Annotated in this window: 15 protein-coding genes; 8 read left to right on the forward strand and 7 right to left on the reverse strand. The window is 57.4% G+C overall.

What is annotated here, in order from left to right:
* Nucleotide 1 precedes the first annotated feature (1 nt).
* Genes CGLAMM_RS01370 through CGLAMM_RS01380 form a run of 3 tightly spaced genes read left to right on the forward strand, consistent with a single transcriptional unit; the run spans nt 2 to nt 3,578 of the window.
* Nucleotides 2–1,267, forward strand: coding sequence for a M16 family metallopeptidase (locus tag CGLAMM_RS01370; protein ID WP_394819660.1), 1,266 nt, complete (start codon nt 2–4; stop codon nt 1,265–1,267).
* The gene (locus CGLAMM_RS01375; RefSeq protein WP_394819659.1) at nt 1,264–2,604 is read left to right on the forward strand and encodes a TldD/PmbA family protein; all 1,341 of its coding nucleotides are present in this window, start codon (nt 1,264–1,266) and stop codon (nt 2,602–2,604) included. Before CGLAMM_RS01370 ends, CGLAMM_RS01375 begins: the two co-directional genes overlap by 4 nt.
* Before the next feature lie 14 nt (nt 2,605–2,618).
* Nucleotides 2,619–3,578 carry a TIM44-like domain-containing protein gene (locus CGLAMM_RS01380; protein ID WP_394819658.1) on the forward strand — a complete coding sequence of 320 codons (960 nt, stop codon included), beginning with the start codon at nt 2,619–2,621 and terminating at the stop codon, nt 3,576–3,578.
* 294 nt (nt 3,579–3,872) lie between these two features.
* Here the strand turns inward: CGLAMM_RS01380 and CGLAMM_RS01385 are convergent, their stop codons facing one another.
* From CGLAMM_RS01385 to CGLAMM_RS01395, 3 genes are all read right to left on the reverse strand, one after another.
* Nucleotides 3,873–4,817: a heme o synthase gene (locus CGLAMM_RS01385; RefSeq protein WP_394819657.1), complete on the reverse strand. Its 945-nt coding sequence runs from the start codon at nt 4,815–4,817 to the stop codon at nt 3,873–3,875.
* A gap of 13 nt (nt 4,818–4,830) precedes the next feature.
* Nucleotides 4,831–6,042, reverse strand: coding sequence for a hypothetical protein (locus tag CGLAMM_RS01390; protein ID WP_394819656.1), 1,212 nt, complete (start codon nt 6,040–6,042; stop codon nt 4,831–4,833).
* Between the two features lie 135 nt (nt 6,043–6,177).
* Nucleotides 6,178–6,846: a class I SAM-dependent methyltransferase gene (locus CGLAMM_RS01395; RefSeq protein ID WP_394819745.1), complete on the reverse strand. Its 669-nt coding sequence runs from the start codon at nt 6,844–6,846 to the stop codon at nt 6,178–6,180.
* Nucleotides 6,847–7,111: 265 nt separating this feature from the next.
* Here CGLAMM_RS01395 and CGLAMM_RS01400 point away from each other — a divergent pair, with 265 nt between their 5' ends.
* Complete coding sequence (locus CGLAMM_RS01400; RefSeq protein ID WP_394819655.1) at nt 7,112–7,381, forward strand: hypothetical protein; 270 nt, start codon at nt 7,112–7,114, stop codon at nt 7,379–7,381.
* A 7-nt stretch (nt 7,382–7,388) separates the two neighbouring features.
* Here CGLAMM_RS01400 and gshB read toward each other — a convergent pair whose 3' ends face one another.
* From gshB to uvrB, 4 genes are all read right to left on the reverse strand, one after another.
* On the reverse strand, nt 7,389–8,372 hold the full coding sequence (gene gshB, locus CGLAMM_RS01405; protein ID WP_394819654.1) for a glutathione synthase: 984 nt from the start codon (nt 8,370–8,372) through the stop codon (nt 7,389–7,391).
* A gap of 74 nt (nt 8,373–8,446) precedes the next feature.
* Nucleotides 8,447–8,905 carry a transcription elongation factor GreB gene (gene greB, locus CGLAMM_RS01410; protein ID WP_418115264.1) on the reverse strand — a complete coding sequence of 153 codons (459 nt, stop codon included), beginning with the start codon at nt 8,903–8,905 and terminating at the stop codon, nt 8,447–8,449.
* Nucleotides 8,906–9,001: 96 nt separating this feature from the next.
* Nucleotides 9,002–9,904 carry an aldose 1-epimerase gene (locus CGLAMM_RS01415; protein WP_394819652.1) on the reverse strand — a complete coding sequence of 301 codons (903 nt, stop codon included), beginning with the start codon at nt 9,902–9,904 and terminating at the stop codon, nt 9,002–9,004.
* The gene (gene uvrB / locus CGLAMM_RS01420; protein WP_418115265.1) at nt 9,904–12,114 is read right to left on the reverse strand and encodes an excinuclease ABC subunit UvrB; all 2,211 of its coding nucleotides are present in this window, start codon (nt 12,112–12,114) and stop codon (nt 9,904–9,906) included. The genes CGLAMM_RS01415 and uvrB overlap by 1 nt, the downstream gene beginning before the upstream one ends.
* 178 nt (nt 12,115–12,292) lie before the next feature.
* Here uvrB and CGLAMM_RS01425 point away from each other — a divergent pair, with 178 nt between their 5' ends.
* The 4 genes from CGLAMM_RS01425 (at nt 12,293) to glpK (ending at nt 17,513) form a co-directional block, all read left to right on the forward strand.
* Nucleotides 12,293–13,069 carry a DeoR/GlpR family DNA-binding transcription regulator gene (locus tag CGLAMM_RS01425; RefSeq protein WP_418115266.1) on the forward strand — a complete coding sequence of 259 codons (777 nt, stop codon included), beginning with the start codon at nt 12,293–12,295 and terminating at the stop codon, nt 13,067–13,069.
* 222 nt (nt 13,070–13,291) lie between these two features.
* Entirely contained in the window at nt 13,292–14,809 is a 1,518-nt protein-coding gene (gene glpD / locus CGLAMM_RS01430; RefSeq protein WP_394819651.1) for a glycerol-3-phosphate dehydrogenase, read from the forward strand.
* A 301-nt stretch (nt 14,810–15,110) separates the two neighbouring features.
* The gene (locus CGLAMM_RS01435) at nt 15,111–15,956 is read left to right on the forward strand and encodes an MIP/aquaporin family protein (protein ID WP_394819650.1); all 846 of its coding nucleotides are present in this window, start codon (nt 15,111–15,113) and stop codon (nt 15,954–15,956) included.
* A 60-nt stretch (nt 15,957–16,016) separates the two neighbouring features.
* Nucleotides 16,017–17,513 (forward strand): glycerol kinase GlpK, encoded by a 1,497-nt coding sequence (gene glpK / locus CGLAMM_RS01440; RefSeq protein WP_394819649.1) that lies wholly within the window; start codon nt 16,017–16,019, stop codon nt 17,511–17,513.
* Nucleotides 17,514–17,536: the final 23 nt, after the last annotated feature.

Below are 17,536 nucleotides of genomic sequence, written 5' to 3' on the forward strand. Positions count from 1 at the left end.
TATGACGGAGCATTGCCAAATCACCCGGTTGGATAACGGCCTGACCATCATCACCGAGAAGTTGGACCGGGTCGAAACGGTATCATTCGGCGCTTACGTCGCGTCCGGCACCCGCCATGAGAAAGCCGAGGAAAACGGCGTTGCGCATTTTCTGGAACATATGGCCTTCAAGGGCACAAAACGACGTAGCGCCGCTGAAATAGCTGAGCAGATTGAAGATGTGGGCGGCCATATCAACGCCTACACAGCACGGGAGCAGACCGCTTACTACGTCAAATTACTGAAGGATGATCTCGCCCTCGGCGTCGACATGATTGGCGATATCTTGACGCACAGCACGTTTCTCGACCATGAATTTGAGCGTGAACGCGGCGTGATTTTGCAGGAGATCGGCCAGGCGAATGACACGCCGGACGACATTATCTTTGACCAGTTTCAGGAAACGGCCTTTACGGACCAGCCCATGGGCCGCCCGACCCTCGGCACGGAAAAATTGATTCGCAATATGCGGCGTGAGACGCTTCTTGCCTTCATGCAGCGAAATTACACGACGCATAATACGGTCATCGCCGCAGCGGGTGCCGTCTCTCATAAGGAAGTTGTCGCGATGGTCGAGACATCTTTCGCAGATTTGCCGACCCATAAGGCCCCTTCATGGGTGCCCGCCACTTATGCGGGAGGGGAAATCGTGACGCATCGGGAGCTGGACCAGACACATATCGTCCTGGGTTACAAAGCGATTTCCTACCTTGATAATGATTATCACGCGGTCATGCTGCTTTCGACCTTGCTCGGTGGCGGCATGTCATCGCGCCTCTTTCAGGAAATCCGGGAAAAACGCGGCCTCGTTTACTCGGTTTATTCTTTCGTCCAGCCTTTTATGGATACGGGTCTCTTCGGCATTTATGCCGGCACGGCGGCGGAGGATGTGGCGACGTTGATCCCGGTTATTGAAGAGGAACTGCAAAAGCTTGAAAACGGGTTTTCCGACGCCGAATTGCGGCGCGGCAAGGCGCAGCTTAAATCCTCTCTTCTGATGTCGCTCGAAAATACCGGAAGTCGCTGCGAGCAGATTGCCCGTCAAATGCAGATTTTCGGCCATACCATTCCGACGTCGGAGACAATTGCCAAAATCGATCGTGTCACGGGAGAGGACATTCTGCACGCGGCCCGTAGGATCTTCGCCACGCCGCCCACCCGTGCCTCTGTCGGGCCGATCAGGGAGTTGCCCCCGCTTCACCATGCCGCCATCTGTCCCGTCGCATGAAGACGCAGGAAGATCTCCTCAGCGCGCTACTGGATGCGGCCAAAAAAGCGGGCGCCGACCAGGCAGATGCGATGCTGGTTGAGGCCACGTCTCTTTCAACGACGATCCGGCAGGGTCGGTTGGAGGATACGGAACATGCGCAGACCGTCAAACTCGGCCTGCGCGTGTTTTCAGGGCAGCGCGTGGCGAATGTCTCCAGCACCGTCACGAAGAAGGAGAGCTTTGCGCGGTTGGCGTCTCAGGCTGTCACCATGGCGCGCGCCCTGCCCGAAAACCCTCATGCGGGCCTGGCTTCCCGCGACATGAAGGGGCAGCTTTCCGCGAGGGAAATGCGCCTGGCAGACCCGACCCCCGATGTCACCATCGCGCGGCTTCAGGAGGCCTCCCGAATTGCGGAGGAAAGCGCGCTGGCGGGTGACGGCATCACAAAAAGCAATGGGGCATCCGCCTCATCCTGGCGCGCGCGCACATCTCTAGCTGATAGTGACGGGTTTATGGCGCAGAGTGAGGAGACGATCTTTGGCGCGAGCGTCAGCGTGATTGCGGGCCAGGGCGATCACATGCAGCGTGACTACGCCTCTCATGTGACGCGCCACTGGCGTGATCTCGACCCACCGGCAATGCTCGGGCAGGATGCAGCCAGACGGGCGAAAAACCGTCTCAATCCGCGCAAGCCCCGCACCGGGCGGATGGCGGCCGTGTTTGACCCGCGTGTCTCCGGCAGTTTGCTGGGCCATCTGGCTGCCGCCCTGAATGGCATGGCGGTTGCGCGCGGCACCTCATTCCTTGCCGCATCGCGGGGCCGGCAGGTGCTTTCCGCCGGGTTGCATGTCGTGGATGACCCGACACGCCCGGCAGGGCTGGCCTCACGATTATTTGACGGTGAAGGCGTGCGGCCTCAAAAACTGACACTGGTAGAAGAAGGGCGCCTTCAAAATTGGCTTCTGGACCAGACAAGCGCTTCCCACCTCAACCTCCCCAATAATGGCTGCGCGCGTCGTGCCCCGGGCGGTGTCCCTGCCCCGACAAGCAGCAATCTTTACCTTTCCGGAGGGCAGGGAAGCCCGGCAGACCTCATCGCGGATATCGTTGAAGGTATCTATATCACCGAGATGATCGGATCGACCATCAATATGCTGACCGGGGACTATAGTCGCGGGGCGTCAGGTTTTATGATAAGAAATGGTAAAATTGCCGAACCTGTTGCGGGGATGACCGTTGCAGGACAGTTAAGCCATATGTTTCTCAATATATGTGCAGCAGACGACCTCACCTTTCGACGCAGTATCAATGCGCCAACATTGCGCATTGAAGATATGACGATCGCGGGCGAGTAGTTGGAATACGGATCATGAAGAAACTCAGCATTTACGCGCTCCTTGCAGCGCTCATCATCAGCTCCTCCGGTATGGACGCCATGGCGCGTGCGGGGGGCGGCGGGTCCTTTGGCAGTCGGGGTGGTCGCACATGGTCGGCCCCGCCCATGACACGGACGGCCCCTTTTGCCGCGCGCCCTTTTGATCGCAGTTATACGCCGCGCACGCCGCCCAGCGCGGCGCGGCCCTGGGGCGCGCAACGGCCGATGGGGGCGCCGGGTATGGGGTTCGCACGCCGCAACCCGCTCATGACGGGTTTCCTCGGCGGAATGCTGGGGGCTGGTTTATTCGGAATGCTCTCGGGCCACGGCTTTTTTGGCGGCGTAGGGGGGCTTGGCAGCCTCCTTGGCGTCATCATCCAGCTTTTCCTGCTCTTCATCGTTGTCAGATGGGCCGTGCGTCTTTTCACACGGAATGGCGCGCCGGTGCAGGGTCAATATAATGGTGTCACACCGCCGCGGAACGAGGCAGCGCCCGGTCCTTATGGTTTCTCATCCAATGCGACGCCGGGCTTCGGCAGTCAGAACGTCACCATCAACCCCGAGGATTATCAAACATTTCAGCGCCTCCTCGTTGATGTCCAGGCGGCCTGGAGCGCCCAGAATCTACAGGCCCTCGCAACGATGGCCACGCCGGAAATGACCTCATATTTCAATCAGCAATTAACGGATTATGCCAGCCGTGGCGCGCGCAATGTCACCTCCAATGTCACCTTCCTCAATGGTGACCTTGCCGAAGCCTGGCGAGAGGGACGGCTTGTCTATGCGACAGTCGCAATGCGTTATAGCCTGATCGACATCACGACGGACCAGATGGGCCATGTGATTGATGGAAGCCAGACGGAGTCTCAGACCGTGACGGAGCTTTGGAGTTTCGTCCGGGCCGATGGCCGCGGCAATTGGATGCTTTCCGCAATACAACAGGTAGGCGGCTGACCCGCCCGCCACTCCATGCAGCGCACCCGAAGCTAAACGTCCGCCATCAGCGAAACGTGCGGATTGAGAGTGCGTGATAGGAACGTGTTTATTGAACCGGATGCGCGTAAAGCGTCGGCTCTGATTCAAAAAAACGCCGCGTCACCCTCACGCATGTCGCAATTGATTACAGTGAGATCCACGCGATGGCGAAAAGGCACAGCCACAAAAAGGCCATGCCCGCCATCATCGCCCAGAAACGCTGCTGCGACGGTGATGGCCTCTTAGGTGACGGACGTCGAGACTCATCTGTGGTCATGACAGAAAAACCCGATCAATGAGAAGCGCGAGGAAGAGAAGAAAAAGATAAAGGAGGGAATAACGGAAAGCCCGCCGCGCTGGCTTATCTGCCGTGAGACTCTGCCCGGCATCGTCCTGACGGTCACGCAATACGCCCAGCGCCATAACTAAAAAGCCCAGGCCCAGAAGCGCAGCTGCCACGTTATAAAGCGGGCCTGCGAGATGATAAAAGCCCGGCACGAGAGAGGCCGCCACCAGAATGACTGTGTAAATCAGGATCTGCCACCTTGTGTGGCGTGGACCTTTGACGACGGGTAACATTGGTATGCCAGCGCGGGTATAATCCTTACATGCGTATAGGGAAAGCGACCAGAAATGCGGCGGCGTCCATAAAAACACGATCGCGAACATGATAATGGGCAGGAGATGCAGCGTGCCTGTGGCGGCCGCGTAGCCGATCATGGGTGGAAAAGCCCCGGCCGCCCCGCCAATGACAATGTTTTGTGGCGTGCGGCGTTTAAGCCAGATCGTGTAGATGACGGCGTAAAAGAAGATTGAAAAAGCGAGGATGCCTGCAGCGAGCGCATTACTCGCCAGCCAAAGTAATATGACGGAAAGGGCGGAGAGCACGATCCCGTAAGTCAAGGCCCGATCAGGGTCCATGCGGTGGTCCGGTATGGGCCTGACGGCCGTCCGCCGCATGATGGCGTCAATATCCCGGTCATACCACATATTGATGGCGCCCGCCGCCCCGGCCCCGATGCAGATGCAGAAGATATCGATAAAAGCCAGAATGGCAGGCGGCCAAAGCGGCGCCACAGCCATACCAGCAGCCCCGGTAAAGACAACGAGTGAAATGACACGCGGCTTGAGGAGCGCCAGCCAATCAGCCATCGTCGCGCCTTCTTCCGGCATGGACGGCATTGACTGAGTCATTGAGGTCACAGGCTCGGCGCGCATAAAGGCCCCCTCATCAAACCCTGTGCGACATTTCAATGTGCGGCGAAGTCGCCCGCCCATCGCGTGTGTAGAGGACGAGGCGCAGAAGCAGCACCCCGACGAAAGCGAGGCAGAGAGACATCATCAAATGCCCGATGGACTGCGCCGCAGGCCAAGGTGACAATGAGAGAAACACGCCGGAGAAAAACGTCGAAAAATGGAGGATGCCGAACAGAGGCGAGACCACGATAAACGATTGGGCACGCTGCCACGCGTAGAAACTGCCGAAAAGCGCGCAGATGGCAGCGTAGAGGGTCATGGCATGTTCCACCATGCTGGTCGGGCTGCCCCATTGCAGCACACCGTCCGCCACCAGTAAGAGCATTGCCCCGATGGACCAGATGGTGGCGGCGATGTCATGTCGCGCCGGCCGCCAAAGCTGGCGGATGAAAATCGCAATGACGGCGATACTCGGCACACTCAACCAGGCCAGGGCGACATTGCCCGCCTGAAGCACGCCAATCGTGAAGAATTTCAGCCAGATCACGGGAACAGCCAGACCAATGAAGCTGATCAATATAATCATTGGGACGGAAGGTGCGTCGTCATCTGAGAAAAACGCGGATGACATCATGCCGATTGTCGCCGACATGGCGATAGCCTGAAGGGGCAAAGCAAAAACCCCGACGAAAAGGGACAGGCTGGCACTCGAAGCCGGAAGGATTTTCAGCGCCATCATCGCAATGACGGGGGTGATGGTGATTAACCCTGCTGACGTGGCCAGTTCCGTCCATGCCAGACACGACATGTCGGCAAAACCTGTCCGGCGATTTTCGAGAATGAAGATAACCGTATTAGCACTGAGAAGCGCCATACTGAGGGACCAAGCGATCAAACTATAGGCCATCCCGGGCGCAAAACCGCAGAGCGAGGCCACCGCACATCCGATCCCGAGCGTTAATAGCCCCACGGCGACCCAGTCAATCGGGTGAAAACGCGCTTCCGGCCGGCCCAGGGCGGAGGGCAGAAGGAGTCGCCCCAACCCACCAAGAAATGCGGGCGTGATGACGTAAAATTCCAGCAGCACGCCATGTGCAGCGCGCAACGCGCCCCCGGAAATACCGGTTTCAAGCAGGCCAAGCAAACCGCCAAGCGTGCCTGCGACCAGGGAAATCACAAGCAGAAAGGCGCCTTGACGATTTTGAGAGATCATCATGTCCCGATAAATCGGCTTGCCCTGCGCCATCGTCAAGACCCTCCAAGCGCAAAGGGACGATGACGTGCCGCCGCGCTGCAAATAGGCACCAGATTGCGACGCAATCTGGTTGATGGTCAGGGGTTTAGCACAAAAAAGGCACCGCCCGCACCTGTTAAGACAATGTCACGTTTCATCATCGCATTGCAGCGTCACAAGCGTGAAGAGGCCGAGAGGTGGCACGGGTGTGATCTTCGCTTTGCGGATATCTGACTCCGTCAGCAAGGCTTCAAGCGCAAAATCCGGATGCCATCCGAGGGAGTGGGAAGCGCGCGCCATTGCACGCTCACAGAGCAGGCGCACACCGCCCGTGGCGAGGAAGTGATTGACAAAAAGCACATGGCCACCCGGTCGCACCACGCGCTTCAGTTCCGCAAGGAGGCGGCGCGGATTTGGCACGACGGATGCGACAAACATCGCCACAGCAATGTCAAAGCTGTCATCCGCGAAATCCGTGGCTTCAGCGTCCATTTCATGCAGAGCCGCGACATTGCCGAGAGCCTCCCGCGCAACGCGTTCCCGCGCTTTCGCAAGCATCGCTTCAGAGAGGTCAATCCCCGTGATGATTTTATCAGCACGATAATGTGGCAGTGCCAGGCCCGTGCCCACCCCGACTTCAAGAACCCGGTCCCCGCGCAGGTTATTGACGGCATCAACAGCGCGGCGTCGACCGAAGGCCGAAATTCCGCCAAAAACCGTGTCGTAAATATTGGCCCAGCGCCGGTAGGCCGCCCTTACGGCCTCCGCATCCAAAGCGGATTTCGGCTGATGGGACTCGGTCGCCAGACCCGACATGTCAACGGGCTGATGGGCGGCGTCTGGCATTTTGGTCCGTGTCATCGCGCTGATCTTGCTCTCTTCCGCAACTTCTACCACATATTGAGCCCATATTGCACTTTTGGACTCCTGAAGACATTATTGTCGTTATGCCCGCGAGGGCGTGATGCAAACAGATGCGCCAATCTCATGATCATCGCAACGCTGCGCCGTCATTCCCTTGCTTACACCGTCGTCCCCCGTCATGTCGAGAACCCTCAGCAGGATATCAGAGCGTAACAAGATGCTCCTCGAAATTCTCATCGCCACCGTGGCCATTCTCTCCTGGCCGTTGATTTTCGCCTTGTACTATCATCATGAGGTCAAGACATTCCTGAGTCAGCGTTTCAGTTGGCGTCAGGAAAAACCAACCAAGTCCGATCTCCCGCCCCTCAGCCTGCCGATGCGTTATGATCACGCCGGAAAAAAAACTGTGGAAGCGGAGGAGGAAACCCCGCCCGTCCCGATTATCCGGGAGGGGCAGGAGGACACCATGAATGGCAAAGCGGAGTGACCGTTATTCAGAGACGCGCCTCAACCGCATCCCAGATCAACCCCGCACTGTTAACGCCGTTGAAATGGTCAAGCTCCTGAAGGCCGGTCGGGGAGGTCACGTTGATTTCGGTCAGGTAATGGCCGATCACGTCGATTCCGACGAAGATCAAATTATTCTCACGCAGATATGGGCCGATCTTTGCGCAAATTTCCTGATCCCTTTCCGAGAGAGGGATGGCCGTGGCTTTCCCACCTACATGCATATTTGAGCGCGCCTCCCCCAATTGCGGCACCCGGTTGATGGCGCCGATCGGCACGCCATCGACCAGAATGATGCGTTTATCACCATCCCGCACCTTGGCCTCATAACGCTGGATCATTAAAGGCTCCCGCCCGCGTGAAAAATGCATCTCAAGCAGGGACGCGAAATTTTCATCATCCTCCCGCACCCGAAAGATCCCCACCCCGCCATTGCCGTAAAGGGGCTTGAGGATCACATCCCCGTATTTCTTCCGAAATTGCGTCAGCGCCGCGATGTCCCAGCTGACGAGAGTCGGGGGCATCAAATCCGGGAACTGCATGGGCAGCAATTTCTCCGGCGCGTCGCGCACAGCGCGCGGATGATTGAAGATGCGCACCTTGTCCCGACCCGCCCCGTCAACCTGCTCAAGCATGTAGGTGGCGCTGATATATCCCATATCAAATGGCGGATCCTGACGCATCCATACAACGTCAAATGATGTCAATCGACGCCGCTGGGGCGGACCAAAAAAAGCATGGCGGCCCTTGCGTCTTTTAACTTGCACGGCGCGCGTCACCGCCGAAAGCGCGCCATGGCCCGTGTCGGGGTCCGGCATCGCGACATCTTCACCATAGGCGAGCGTCCGAAAGTCATAAACATGCAGATTGTGCCCTCTCGCCTGCGCCTCCAGCATCAGCGCGAAGGTCGAATCGCCGTCAATATTCACCTCTTCGAGCGGGTCCATCTGAAAGGCGATGTCAAGAGTCATGATTTGTCCTTTAATTTCGGTTATCGCCTCCCGACCCCTCACAAGGGATGGGCAGCGCAACCGAACAACGTCTTTTAAGTATCATCACGCGGTAAGTCATCGTCATAGGAAACGGACGTGATTTCAAGCGTGGTTTCACCTTTTGCGGATTTTAAAACGACTTCATCACCCGCGCGGCGGCGCAGTAAGGTCTGTGCAAGAGGCGAGATCAAACTGATCTCCCCCTGATCAATCCGCGCCTCATCACTGCCGACAATCCGCACGCGATGGGTGCGGTCTTCCTCATCAATATAGTCGATAATTGCCCCGAAATAGACGACATCGCGCTTTTCCTGCCGCGATGGATCCACAATAACGGCGTTTTCGAGACGCTTGCGCAGGAAGCGGATGCGACGGTCGATTTCATGAAGGCGGCGTTTCCCGTAAATATAATCGCCATTTTCGGAGCGATCGCCATTTCCGGCGGCCCAGGAGACAATTTCGACGATTTTTGGCCGTTCCTCCAGCAGAAGGGCATTAAGCTCCCGCCTCATACGGTCAGCGCCCCGGGCGTGAGGTAGGTGCCCAGACGGCTGGACGTCGTTTCGACCATGTCAATGCACTCAGCAAATATATCCGTGGGAAACCGCTTATGACGCGCGCGTCGCGTCGCGGTCAATATAGTAGGTGATCGTGCCGGAAAGCGCGTCACCGGGTTTCAGAACGGTAAGCCCTGCATCCAATACCTCCGGGTGATGGATCGCATCATTCATATTCGTCACGGCTTCAAGTGCGAGGAATGGCTTTTCCGGGGAGGTGAACATCACGATGTGGTCGAATATCGATGTCGCGCTGATAACAATATCATATCCGGCATCCGGGTAACTCAGGCGCGCTTCATGCGCCCAACCGGCGAAACAATGATCAACATTCAGCGTGTCGACGCGCTGCGCTGCGGCAAAATCCCACTTACCGGTTGATCGCAGGAGCGCTGCCGGGAGATGCGCCGCATCATTTTCCCATACCCCGCGCGCGCGGAAGGCGACGCGCATTTCCGGCGTTCGGCGGAAGAAAGGGTGATAGCCGAAACCCACCGGTTGCGGCACATCGCTGCGATTCGCCAGTAGGATTTCTATCTGCAGCGCGTCACCGGTCAGGATGAAGGACAGGACCGCCCGGTAAGGGAAGGGCCACTCCGTGAAATCGCGCTCAGTTTGAGGCTTGTGGTCGAAATAAAGGATGGCGCGGTCAACATCATGTTGCGCGACCTTCCACTCATGCTCCCACGCATTGCCATGGATACTGTGCGTCTCGCCGCGCATGTTCGGCGTCAGATGGTAATTTTCACCGTTGAAGGAAAATTGGCCCTGCGCGATGCGGTTTGAGTAGGGGATGAGGGGATATCCCGCAACGGCAACACCATGCTGTGCCACAAGGTTCGGGTCTGAGACGGGGACAAGGATTTCCGTCGGCCCATCACGCCAGAAGGCGATCGCAGCACCTGTTTCCGGCAGGATGCCGACAATATTCTGCCCGGATTGCAGCTCTATCATTATTTCTTCCCACGTCGCGATCGTTGTTTATGCGGGTCATAACCGCCCCCACCGGGTCCAAATGGCTTCGGCGTGCGGACCTTATCCCCGGTTTTGCGCCCCCTGCCCGCTGTGGAACGGGCAATCGGGGGTGGCTCCATGCCCAATTCGATAGCTTCAAGGCGTTTGACTTCATCTCGCAAGCGCGCGGCTTCTTCAAAATTAAGGTCGGCTGCCGCTGCGTGCATGCGCTTTTCAAGCTCAGCAATGGAAGTGGCAAGGGATTTACCGACAAATTCCGCGTGGCTCCGCGTTTCATCCGCCGCCACCGTAACGTAATCCTGCTCAAAGACGGAAGACATGGCCTCCCCGATGCGAGAGCGCACTGTCTGCGGGGTAATGTTATGCGCTTCATTCCACGCCGTTTGGCGTGCGCGGCGACGCGCTGTTTCATCAATGGCGTATTGCAGGGAGCCCGTCATATTGTCGGCATAAAGTATGACCCGCCCATCAACATTGCGGGCGGCCCGCCCGATGGTCTGCACCAGTGAGGTCCGGCTGCGAAGAAAGCCTTCTTTATCCGCATCGAGGATCGCGACGAGAGAGCATTCCGGTATGTCCAGCCCCTCACGCAAAAGATTGATCCCCACCAGAATGTCAAAGGCGCCGAGACGTAAGTCGCGGATGATCTCAATACGCTCAAGTGTATCGACCTCGGAGTGCAGGTAACGCACCCGCATGCTATTTTCAGTGAGATATTCCGTCAGATCCTCCGCCATGCGCTTTGTCAGGGTGGTGACAAGCACGCGCCCCCCCTCCCTGATGGTCGCCTTCGCCTCGCCGAGGAGGTCATCCACCTGGCCTTCAACCGGGCGAATGATCGTGATCGGGTCCGTCAAACCGGTGGGTCGAATAACCTGTTCGGCAAAAATCCCCTGAGTTTGGTCCAGCTCCCAGGGGCCGGGCGTCGCAGAGACAAAAATCGATTGCGGGCGCAGACTGTCCCATTCATGAAAATGCAGGGGCCGGTTATCGAGACAGGAGGGCAGACGGAAACCATATTCCGACAAAACCGACTTCCGCGCATGGTCACCGCGCGACATGCCACCAATCTGCGGCACGGTCACATGGCTTTCATCGACGATCAGGAGGGCATCCTCCGGCAGATATTCAAATAATGTTGGCGGCGGATCGCCCGGGCCACGGCCGGAGAGATAACGTGAGTAATTCTCGATCCCTTTACACACGCCGGTCGTCTCAATCATCTCAAGGTCAAATTGCGTGCGCTGGGCGAGGCGCTCCGCTTCGAGAAGCTTGCCCTCCGCCGTCAATTGCGCCAGGCGCGCGCGCAACTCATCCTTGATGCCGATAATGGCCTGGTTAAGGGTGGGGCGGGGTGTGACATAATGAGAATTCGCATAAATGCTGATTTCCGATAGATCCGCCGTTTTTGCACCCGTTAAAGGGTCGAACTCAATGATCTCATCAATCTCATCACCGAAAAGCGTGACGCGCCAGGCGCGATCCTCATTCTGCACGGGGAAGATATCCACCTGTTCCCCCCGCACACGGAAGGTGCCACGCTCAAAAGCCGCATCATTCCGCCGATATTGCAGTTCAACAAGTGCCTTGATCAGGCGGTCACGGTCAATTGAGCCACCTGTCTCGAGCCGCACCACCATGCGGGAGTAAGTTTCGACCGAGCCGATACCGTAAATGCATGAGACGGAAGCGACAATGATGACATCATTGCGCTCCAGCAGCGCCTGGGTGGCCGCATGGCGCATCCGGTCAATCTGCTCGTTGATCTGACTGTCTTTCTCGATATACGTGTCCGAGCGCGGGACATAAGCCTCAGGCTGGTAATAATCATAGTAGGACACGAAATACTCGACCGCATTTTCCGGGAAGAACTGCTTCATCTCCCCGTAAAGCTGGGCGGCGAGCGTTTTATTGGGCGCAAGGATGAGAGTCGGCTTCTGGGTCGCCTCGATCACTTTCGCCATCGTGAAGGTCTTGCCGGACCCGGTGACGCCCAGCAGAACCTGATCCCGCGCATTTTCCCGCACTCCGGCAACGAGGGTCTCGATGGCGGTCGGCTGGTCACCTGAGGGTGAAAAATCGGACTGCACCACCATATGACGCAGTTTTTCCTTCGCCGGCTGGCGCTCCGGCTTGAAACCGGTCAGTCGAATATCAGGGATGTTCTGAAGTGTCGATCGCGTTCGCATGGACATTCACCAGAGATAAGGAACACTCTGCCTAAGCGCAAGAATGGCGGCAAAGTCGCAAACCATGTGCGAACTTGCTCGGTTTCCCAGATCCGGCCGCATCATGGTAGAGATACGTTGCCCAAACTAAGAGCTTTTGCGATGATTTCCACGACAACAAGCTGGCAAAGGCGCATCCATGACCGACACGATCATCACGATACCGCGCCACCGCAAAATTCTCGATATGGTCCGCGCGGAAAATTATATTTCGAATGAACAGCTTGCCCGCGAACTTGACGTCACGGTGCAGACAATCCGCCGCGACCTTAACTTCCTTTCTGCGCACGGATTTCTGGCGCGGCATCATGGGGGCGCCAGCAGCGTCGCCGCCTTTGAAAACATTGCCTACCGCCAGCGAAAGGTTCTGAATGCCCGCGCCAAACAGGGAATCGCGGCTTATGCGGCGGACATGATACCGGATAATACGTCACTTTTTATCAATATCGGCACCACAACGGAGGCTTTCGCCCGCGCCTTGATGCAGCATCATGATTTGCGTGTGATCACCAATAACCTGCATGTCGCCTCCGCATTGTCACGGCATGAAAGCTTCGAGGTTTTCATCGCAGGCGGGCGAATCCGTCGCCAGGATGGCGGCATTGTCGGGGCGGAAGCGACCCAGTCCCTCACCCATTTCCGTACGGAGATAGGGGTGATTGGCATCAGCGGCATTGATGAGGATGGGGCGCTTCTGGATTATGACCTGGAAGAGGTGCAATGCGCCCGCGCCATCATCCGCAATGCGCGTCGCGTCATTTTATTGACGGATCACACAAAATTTTCCCGCACACCGATGGGGCGCGTGGGCCAGTTACGCGACATTGATGACCTCGTGACAGACGCACCACCCCCTGAAAACATCCGAAAACTGCTTGAGGCTTCCGGCGTCACGCTGCATGTCGTGAAAAGCTGAGGATGCGCTCTTAACCGGTGGCCGGGAAGGGTTGCAGGGCTAAAGAAAGCGCGGCCCTGACGGCACGTGGAATTTCATAAAATCTCATAAAATATGTTTTAAAATACACGTATTTGTTATTTCCTTTTTAAGAATGTTCGTTTAAGTTCGCTTTAACGGAAGTTACGCGTTCGATATTCGGTTTCGACGGCAATCCAGCGGTGTCATGGGATAAAAGCGCGCATGAAAGAACCGAGCAACATGCCTCTCAATTATGATCTTCTCATTATTGGCGGGGGAATTAACGGCACCGGCATCGCCCGGGACGCGGCGGGTCGCGGGGCGCGCGTGCTTCTCGTTGAGAAGGACGATCTGGCTGGCCACACATCATCTGCAAGCACGAAATTAATTCATGGGGGGCTGCGCTACCTCGAATATTACGAGTTCCGCCTTGTCCGAGAGGCGCTGATGGAGCGGGAAAATCTGCTCAGGATCGCGCCCCATATCATTTGGCCCATGCGTTTCATCCTCCCACATTCCACCATGTTGCGCCCCGCCTGGCTGCTGCGTGCGGGGCTGTTTATCTACGACCATCTCTGCATGGGGATGACCCTCCCCAAAACGCGACGCATCAATTTCAGAAAGGACCCCACGGGCGGGATTCTTCAGCGTCAATATGTCAAAGGCTTCGAATATTCCGATGGATGGGTGCAGGATAGCCGGCTTGTCGTGCTGAATGCGATGAGCGCGCGTGAGCATGGCGCCACGATCCGCACACGCTCGCGCCTCCTCGCCGCGGAAAGGTTCGACGATTACTGGGAAGCCCGGATTGAGGACAGTGCAACAGGTGCGGTAACAAAAGTCACAGCACGCGCCATCGTCAATGCGGCCGGGCCATGGGTGACGGACCTCCTGCATGGGGAATTATCCGTCTCAAGCCGGAATTCAACACGGCTTGTGAAGGGGAGCCACATCGTGGTTCCGAAGCTTTTCGACACGCCGCAGGCCTATATCCTGCAAAATCCGGATAAACGCATTGTTTTCGCCGTGCCTTATGAGCGGGATTTCACCTTGATCGGCACCACGGATGTCAACTGGGACAAGTCCGCTGATCACGTCGCCATAGATGACGCCGAGGTCACTTACCTTTGTGAGAGCGTCAACCGTTACTTCAATAAATCCGTCTCTCCAAAAGATGTCGTCTGGCAATATGCCGGGGTGCGCGCCCTTTTTGATGATCATGCCGGGAGTGCCTCTGCCGTCACCCGGGATTACAAGCTGGATCTCGACGTGGAAAAAGCCCCCGTCATCTCAATTTTTGGCGGCAAGATCACGACTTATCGCAAACTGGCGGAACATGTGATTGAAAAGCTTGCCCCCCATTTGCCGGTTCTGAGCGCTGAGTCCTGGACATCTCACGCCGTCCTGCCCGGCGGTGACTTCGCGCGTGCGGAGTTTGACAGGCAGGTCGCCGCACTTATTAAAAAAGCGCCCTACCTGACACCCGAGACGGCCTGGCGACTGGTGCGTAATTACGGGACACGCGCCCGGAATTTTGTCACGTCGCGCAAGGAGGCTCTCGGACAGCATTTCGGTGCGGATCTCTTCCAGGCGGAGGTTGATTACCTGATCTCGGAAGAATGGGCGCGATCGGTGGATGACATTATCTGGCGGCGCGGCAAATTCGGGCTGCGCCTGAAGCAGGACGAAGTGTCGCAGCTCGCCGCTTATATTGACGGGAAATTGGCCGCCAATGCTTGAAATCCCCTCTGAGGCTTCTTCTTCACGGCGCAATCCGGCGCGCTCCTCCGCGTGGCGCACAACGCGCTCTCGCCTTCTCTGAAGCTGAAAAAGGCAGGGAGCAGAAGTGAAAAAAACCATGTTCGAACTGCCGACAAAAGTGATTTCCCCGCATCGCACAGCGCCACCTTTCCGGCGTCGTCGCAGCTTCAAGGCGCGGGATAAGCCCGGCTGACGGATTCATCTCTGCCCTTCAGCGGCCAATCCAGGTGCACCCACCTTTTCTGGCATTATCGCCACACGATCTATCTGGACGTCTGACATGTCTCCCTTGAAAAGATTTTTTGGTGAGTTGATTTCGGAATTCATTGCTGTCCTGATTATCATTGCGTTCGGCGACAGTGTCGCCGCCATGTATGTGCTTTACGACCCCAGCCCTTACGCCAATGCCTATTGGGGTGTCGCCATCGTCTGGGGGCTTGGCGTGACCATCGCCATCTATGTGACCGGCGCCGTCAGTGGCACCCATGCCAACCCGGCCGTCTCAATTTCTCTCGCGCTGTTCCGAGGTTTCAGCTGGCGAAAAGTCCCCTTTTATTGTGTGGCGCAGGTCGCGGGCGGCTTCGCCGGAGCGGCCCTGGTTTATCTCAATTTTGCGCCGGTCATCGACCATTATAACGCCGTGCATCATTTCAGCCGCGAACTTGATGGCGGGGCGTCAAGTGTGTTTTTCACCCATCCGGGGCTTGCCGTGACGCCCCTACACTCCCTCGTCGTTCAGATCGTCCTGACCGCGCTTCTGTTGCTCGGGATTTTTGCGGTGACCTGCCATTACAACACCATGGCCCCGCAGGCGAATTCCGGCGCGCTTATTATCGGTCTCATCGTGGCGGCCATCGGGGCCTCTTCCGGTTATCTGGATGCGTGGGCCATCAATCCGGCGCGTGATTTCGGGCCGCGCCTTTTTGCCTGGTGCGCCGGCTGGGGCCCCTCCGCCATCCCGGCACCCGGAAATTACTGGTGGGTGCCGATTATCGGCCCCATCACGGGCGGCATTATCGGGGCGGGAATTTACCAATATCTCGTGCGCCCTTTTATGCCGCGCTTCTATCCGGAGGGAGCAAACACCGTTACCGGCCCACATAATCCCGACCTCCCCGTCTGCTGAAGCGCAGCCAGGTCCTTTAAGCCGCCAAAGGCTCTCAAGTCGCATTTCAGGAAAATAATCATGTCCAAAAAAACGCATATTCTCGCGATTGATCAGGGAACAACATCGACACGCAGCATTGTCTTTGATCGTGACGCTCATGCGGTTGCGCTCGCACGACGGGAGTTCCAACAATATTACCCGGAACCTGGCTGGGTGGAACATGACCCGGAGGAGATCTGGAAAGATGTCCTCGCCACAGCGCGGGAGGTCATCAGCAAAGCGGGTGGCGCGGATAAAATTGCCGGGCTGGGCATCACAACGCAGCGTGAGACAATTGTGATCTGGGAGCGTTCATCAGGTCGCGCTATTCATCGTGCCATTGTCTGGCAGGACCGCCGCACCGCGCAGACCTGCGCCCGGCTCAAACATGAGGGGCATGAAAAGATCGTGCGTGAGAAGACGGGTCTGCTCTTGGACCCCTACTTCTCCGCCAGCAAGGTCGCGTGGATATTGGATAACGTGCCCGATGCACGCCGGAAAGCGGAGAAAGGTGAGCTTGCTTTTGGCACCATCGACTGCTTTTTATTATGGCGTCTCACAGGTGGCGCGGTGCATGCCACCGATATCACAAATGCGTCGCGCACGGCCTTATTCAATATCCATACGCAGGAATGGGATGACGCGCTGCTGAAGCTCTTCAATGTGCCCGAAGCCATCCTGCCACGTATCGTCGATAATAGCGGCCATCTGGGTGATACGGACCCTTCGCTTTTCGGGGAGAAAATCGTGATTGGCGGCATGGCGGGTGACCAGCATGCGGCTTTGGTGGGACAGGCCTGTTTCAAACCCGGCATGGCCAAATCCACCTATGGCACAGGGTGTTTTCTGCTGATGAATACCGGGTCCAAACCCGTCACATCGCGCAACCGCCTTCTTACCACCATTGGTTACCGGATCGGCAATGAAACGACCTACGCGTTGGAGGGGTCCATCTTCGTCGCGGGTGCCGCGATCAAATGGCTGCGGGACGGGCTGCATCTGATCACCCATGCCTCCCAGACGGATGATATGGCAACACGTGTCCCTGACAGTCACGGTGTTTATATGGTTCCCGCCTTCGTTGGGCTCGGCGCACCGCATTGGGACCCGGATGCACGCGGGCTGATTTGCGGGCTGACGCTGGGTTCAACCCAGGCCCATATCGCACGCGCCGCGCTCGAATCAGTCGCGTATCAAACGTACGATCTGGTGCACGCCATGCGGGATGATGGCACGGCGGAAACACGGGCCCTTCGCATCGATGGCGGCATGGCGGCAAATGACTGGTTTGCCCAGTTTCTGGCCAATATCCTGGACACGCCGGTTGAGCGCCCGACAGATCTCGAAACAACGGCGCTCGGGGCCGCTTTTCTGGCGGGGTTGGCAACAGGCGTCTGGCAGTCCACCAACGACCTTGCCAAAAGCTGGAAGCAGGACGCGGTTTTCAAACCACGCATTGATCAGGATTTGAGGAGGAATCTTTTAACCGGCTGGCAGGATGCCATTCGCCGCACCCTGACCCCGGCCGCGAGATAAGCTGAGGGCGGCGCTGCGGCATA

Source organism: Sorlinia euscelidii (assembly GCF_036452135.1).
GTDB classification, from domain to species: Bacteria; Pseudomonadota; Alphaproteobacteria; order Acetobacterales; family Acetobacteraceae; genus Sorlinia; species Sorlinia euscelidii.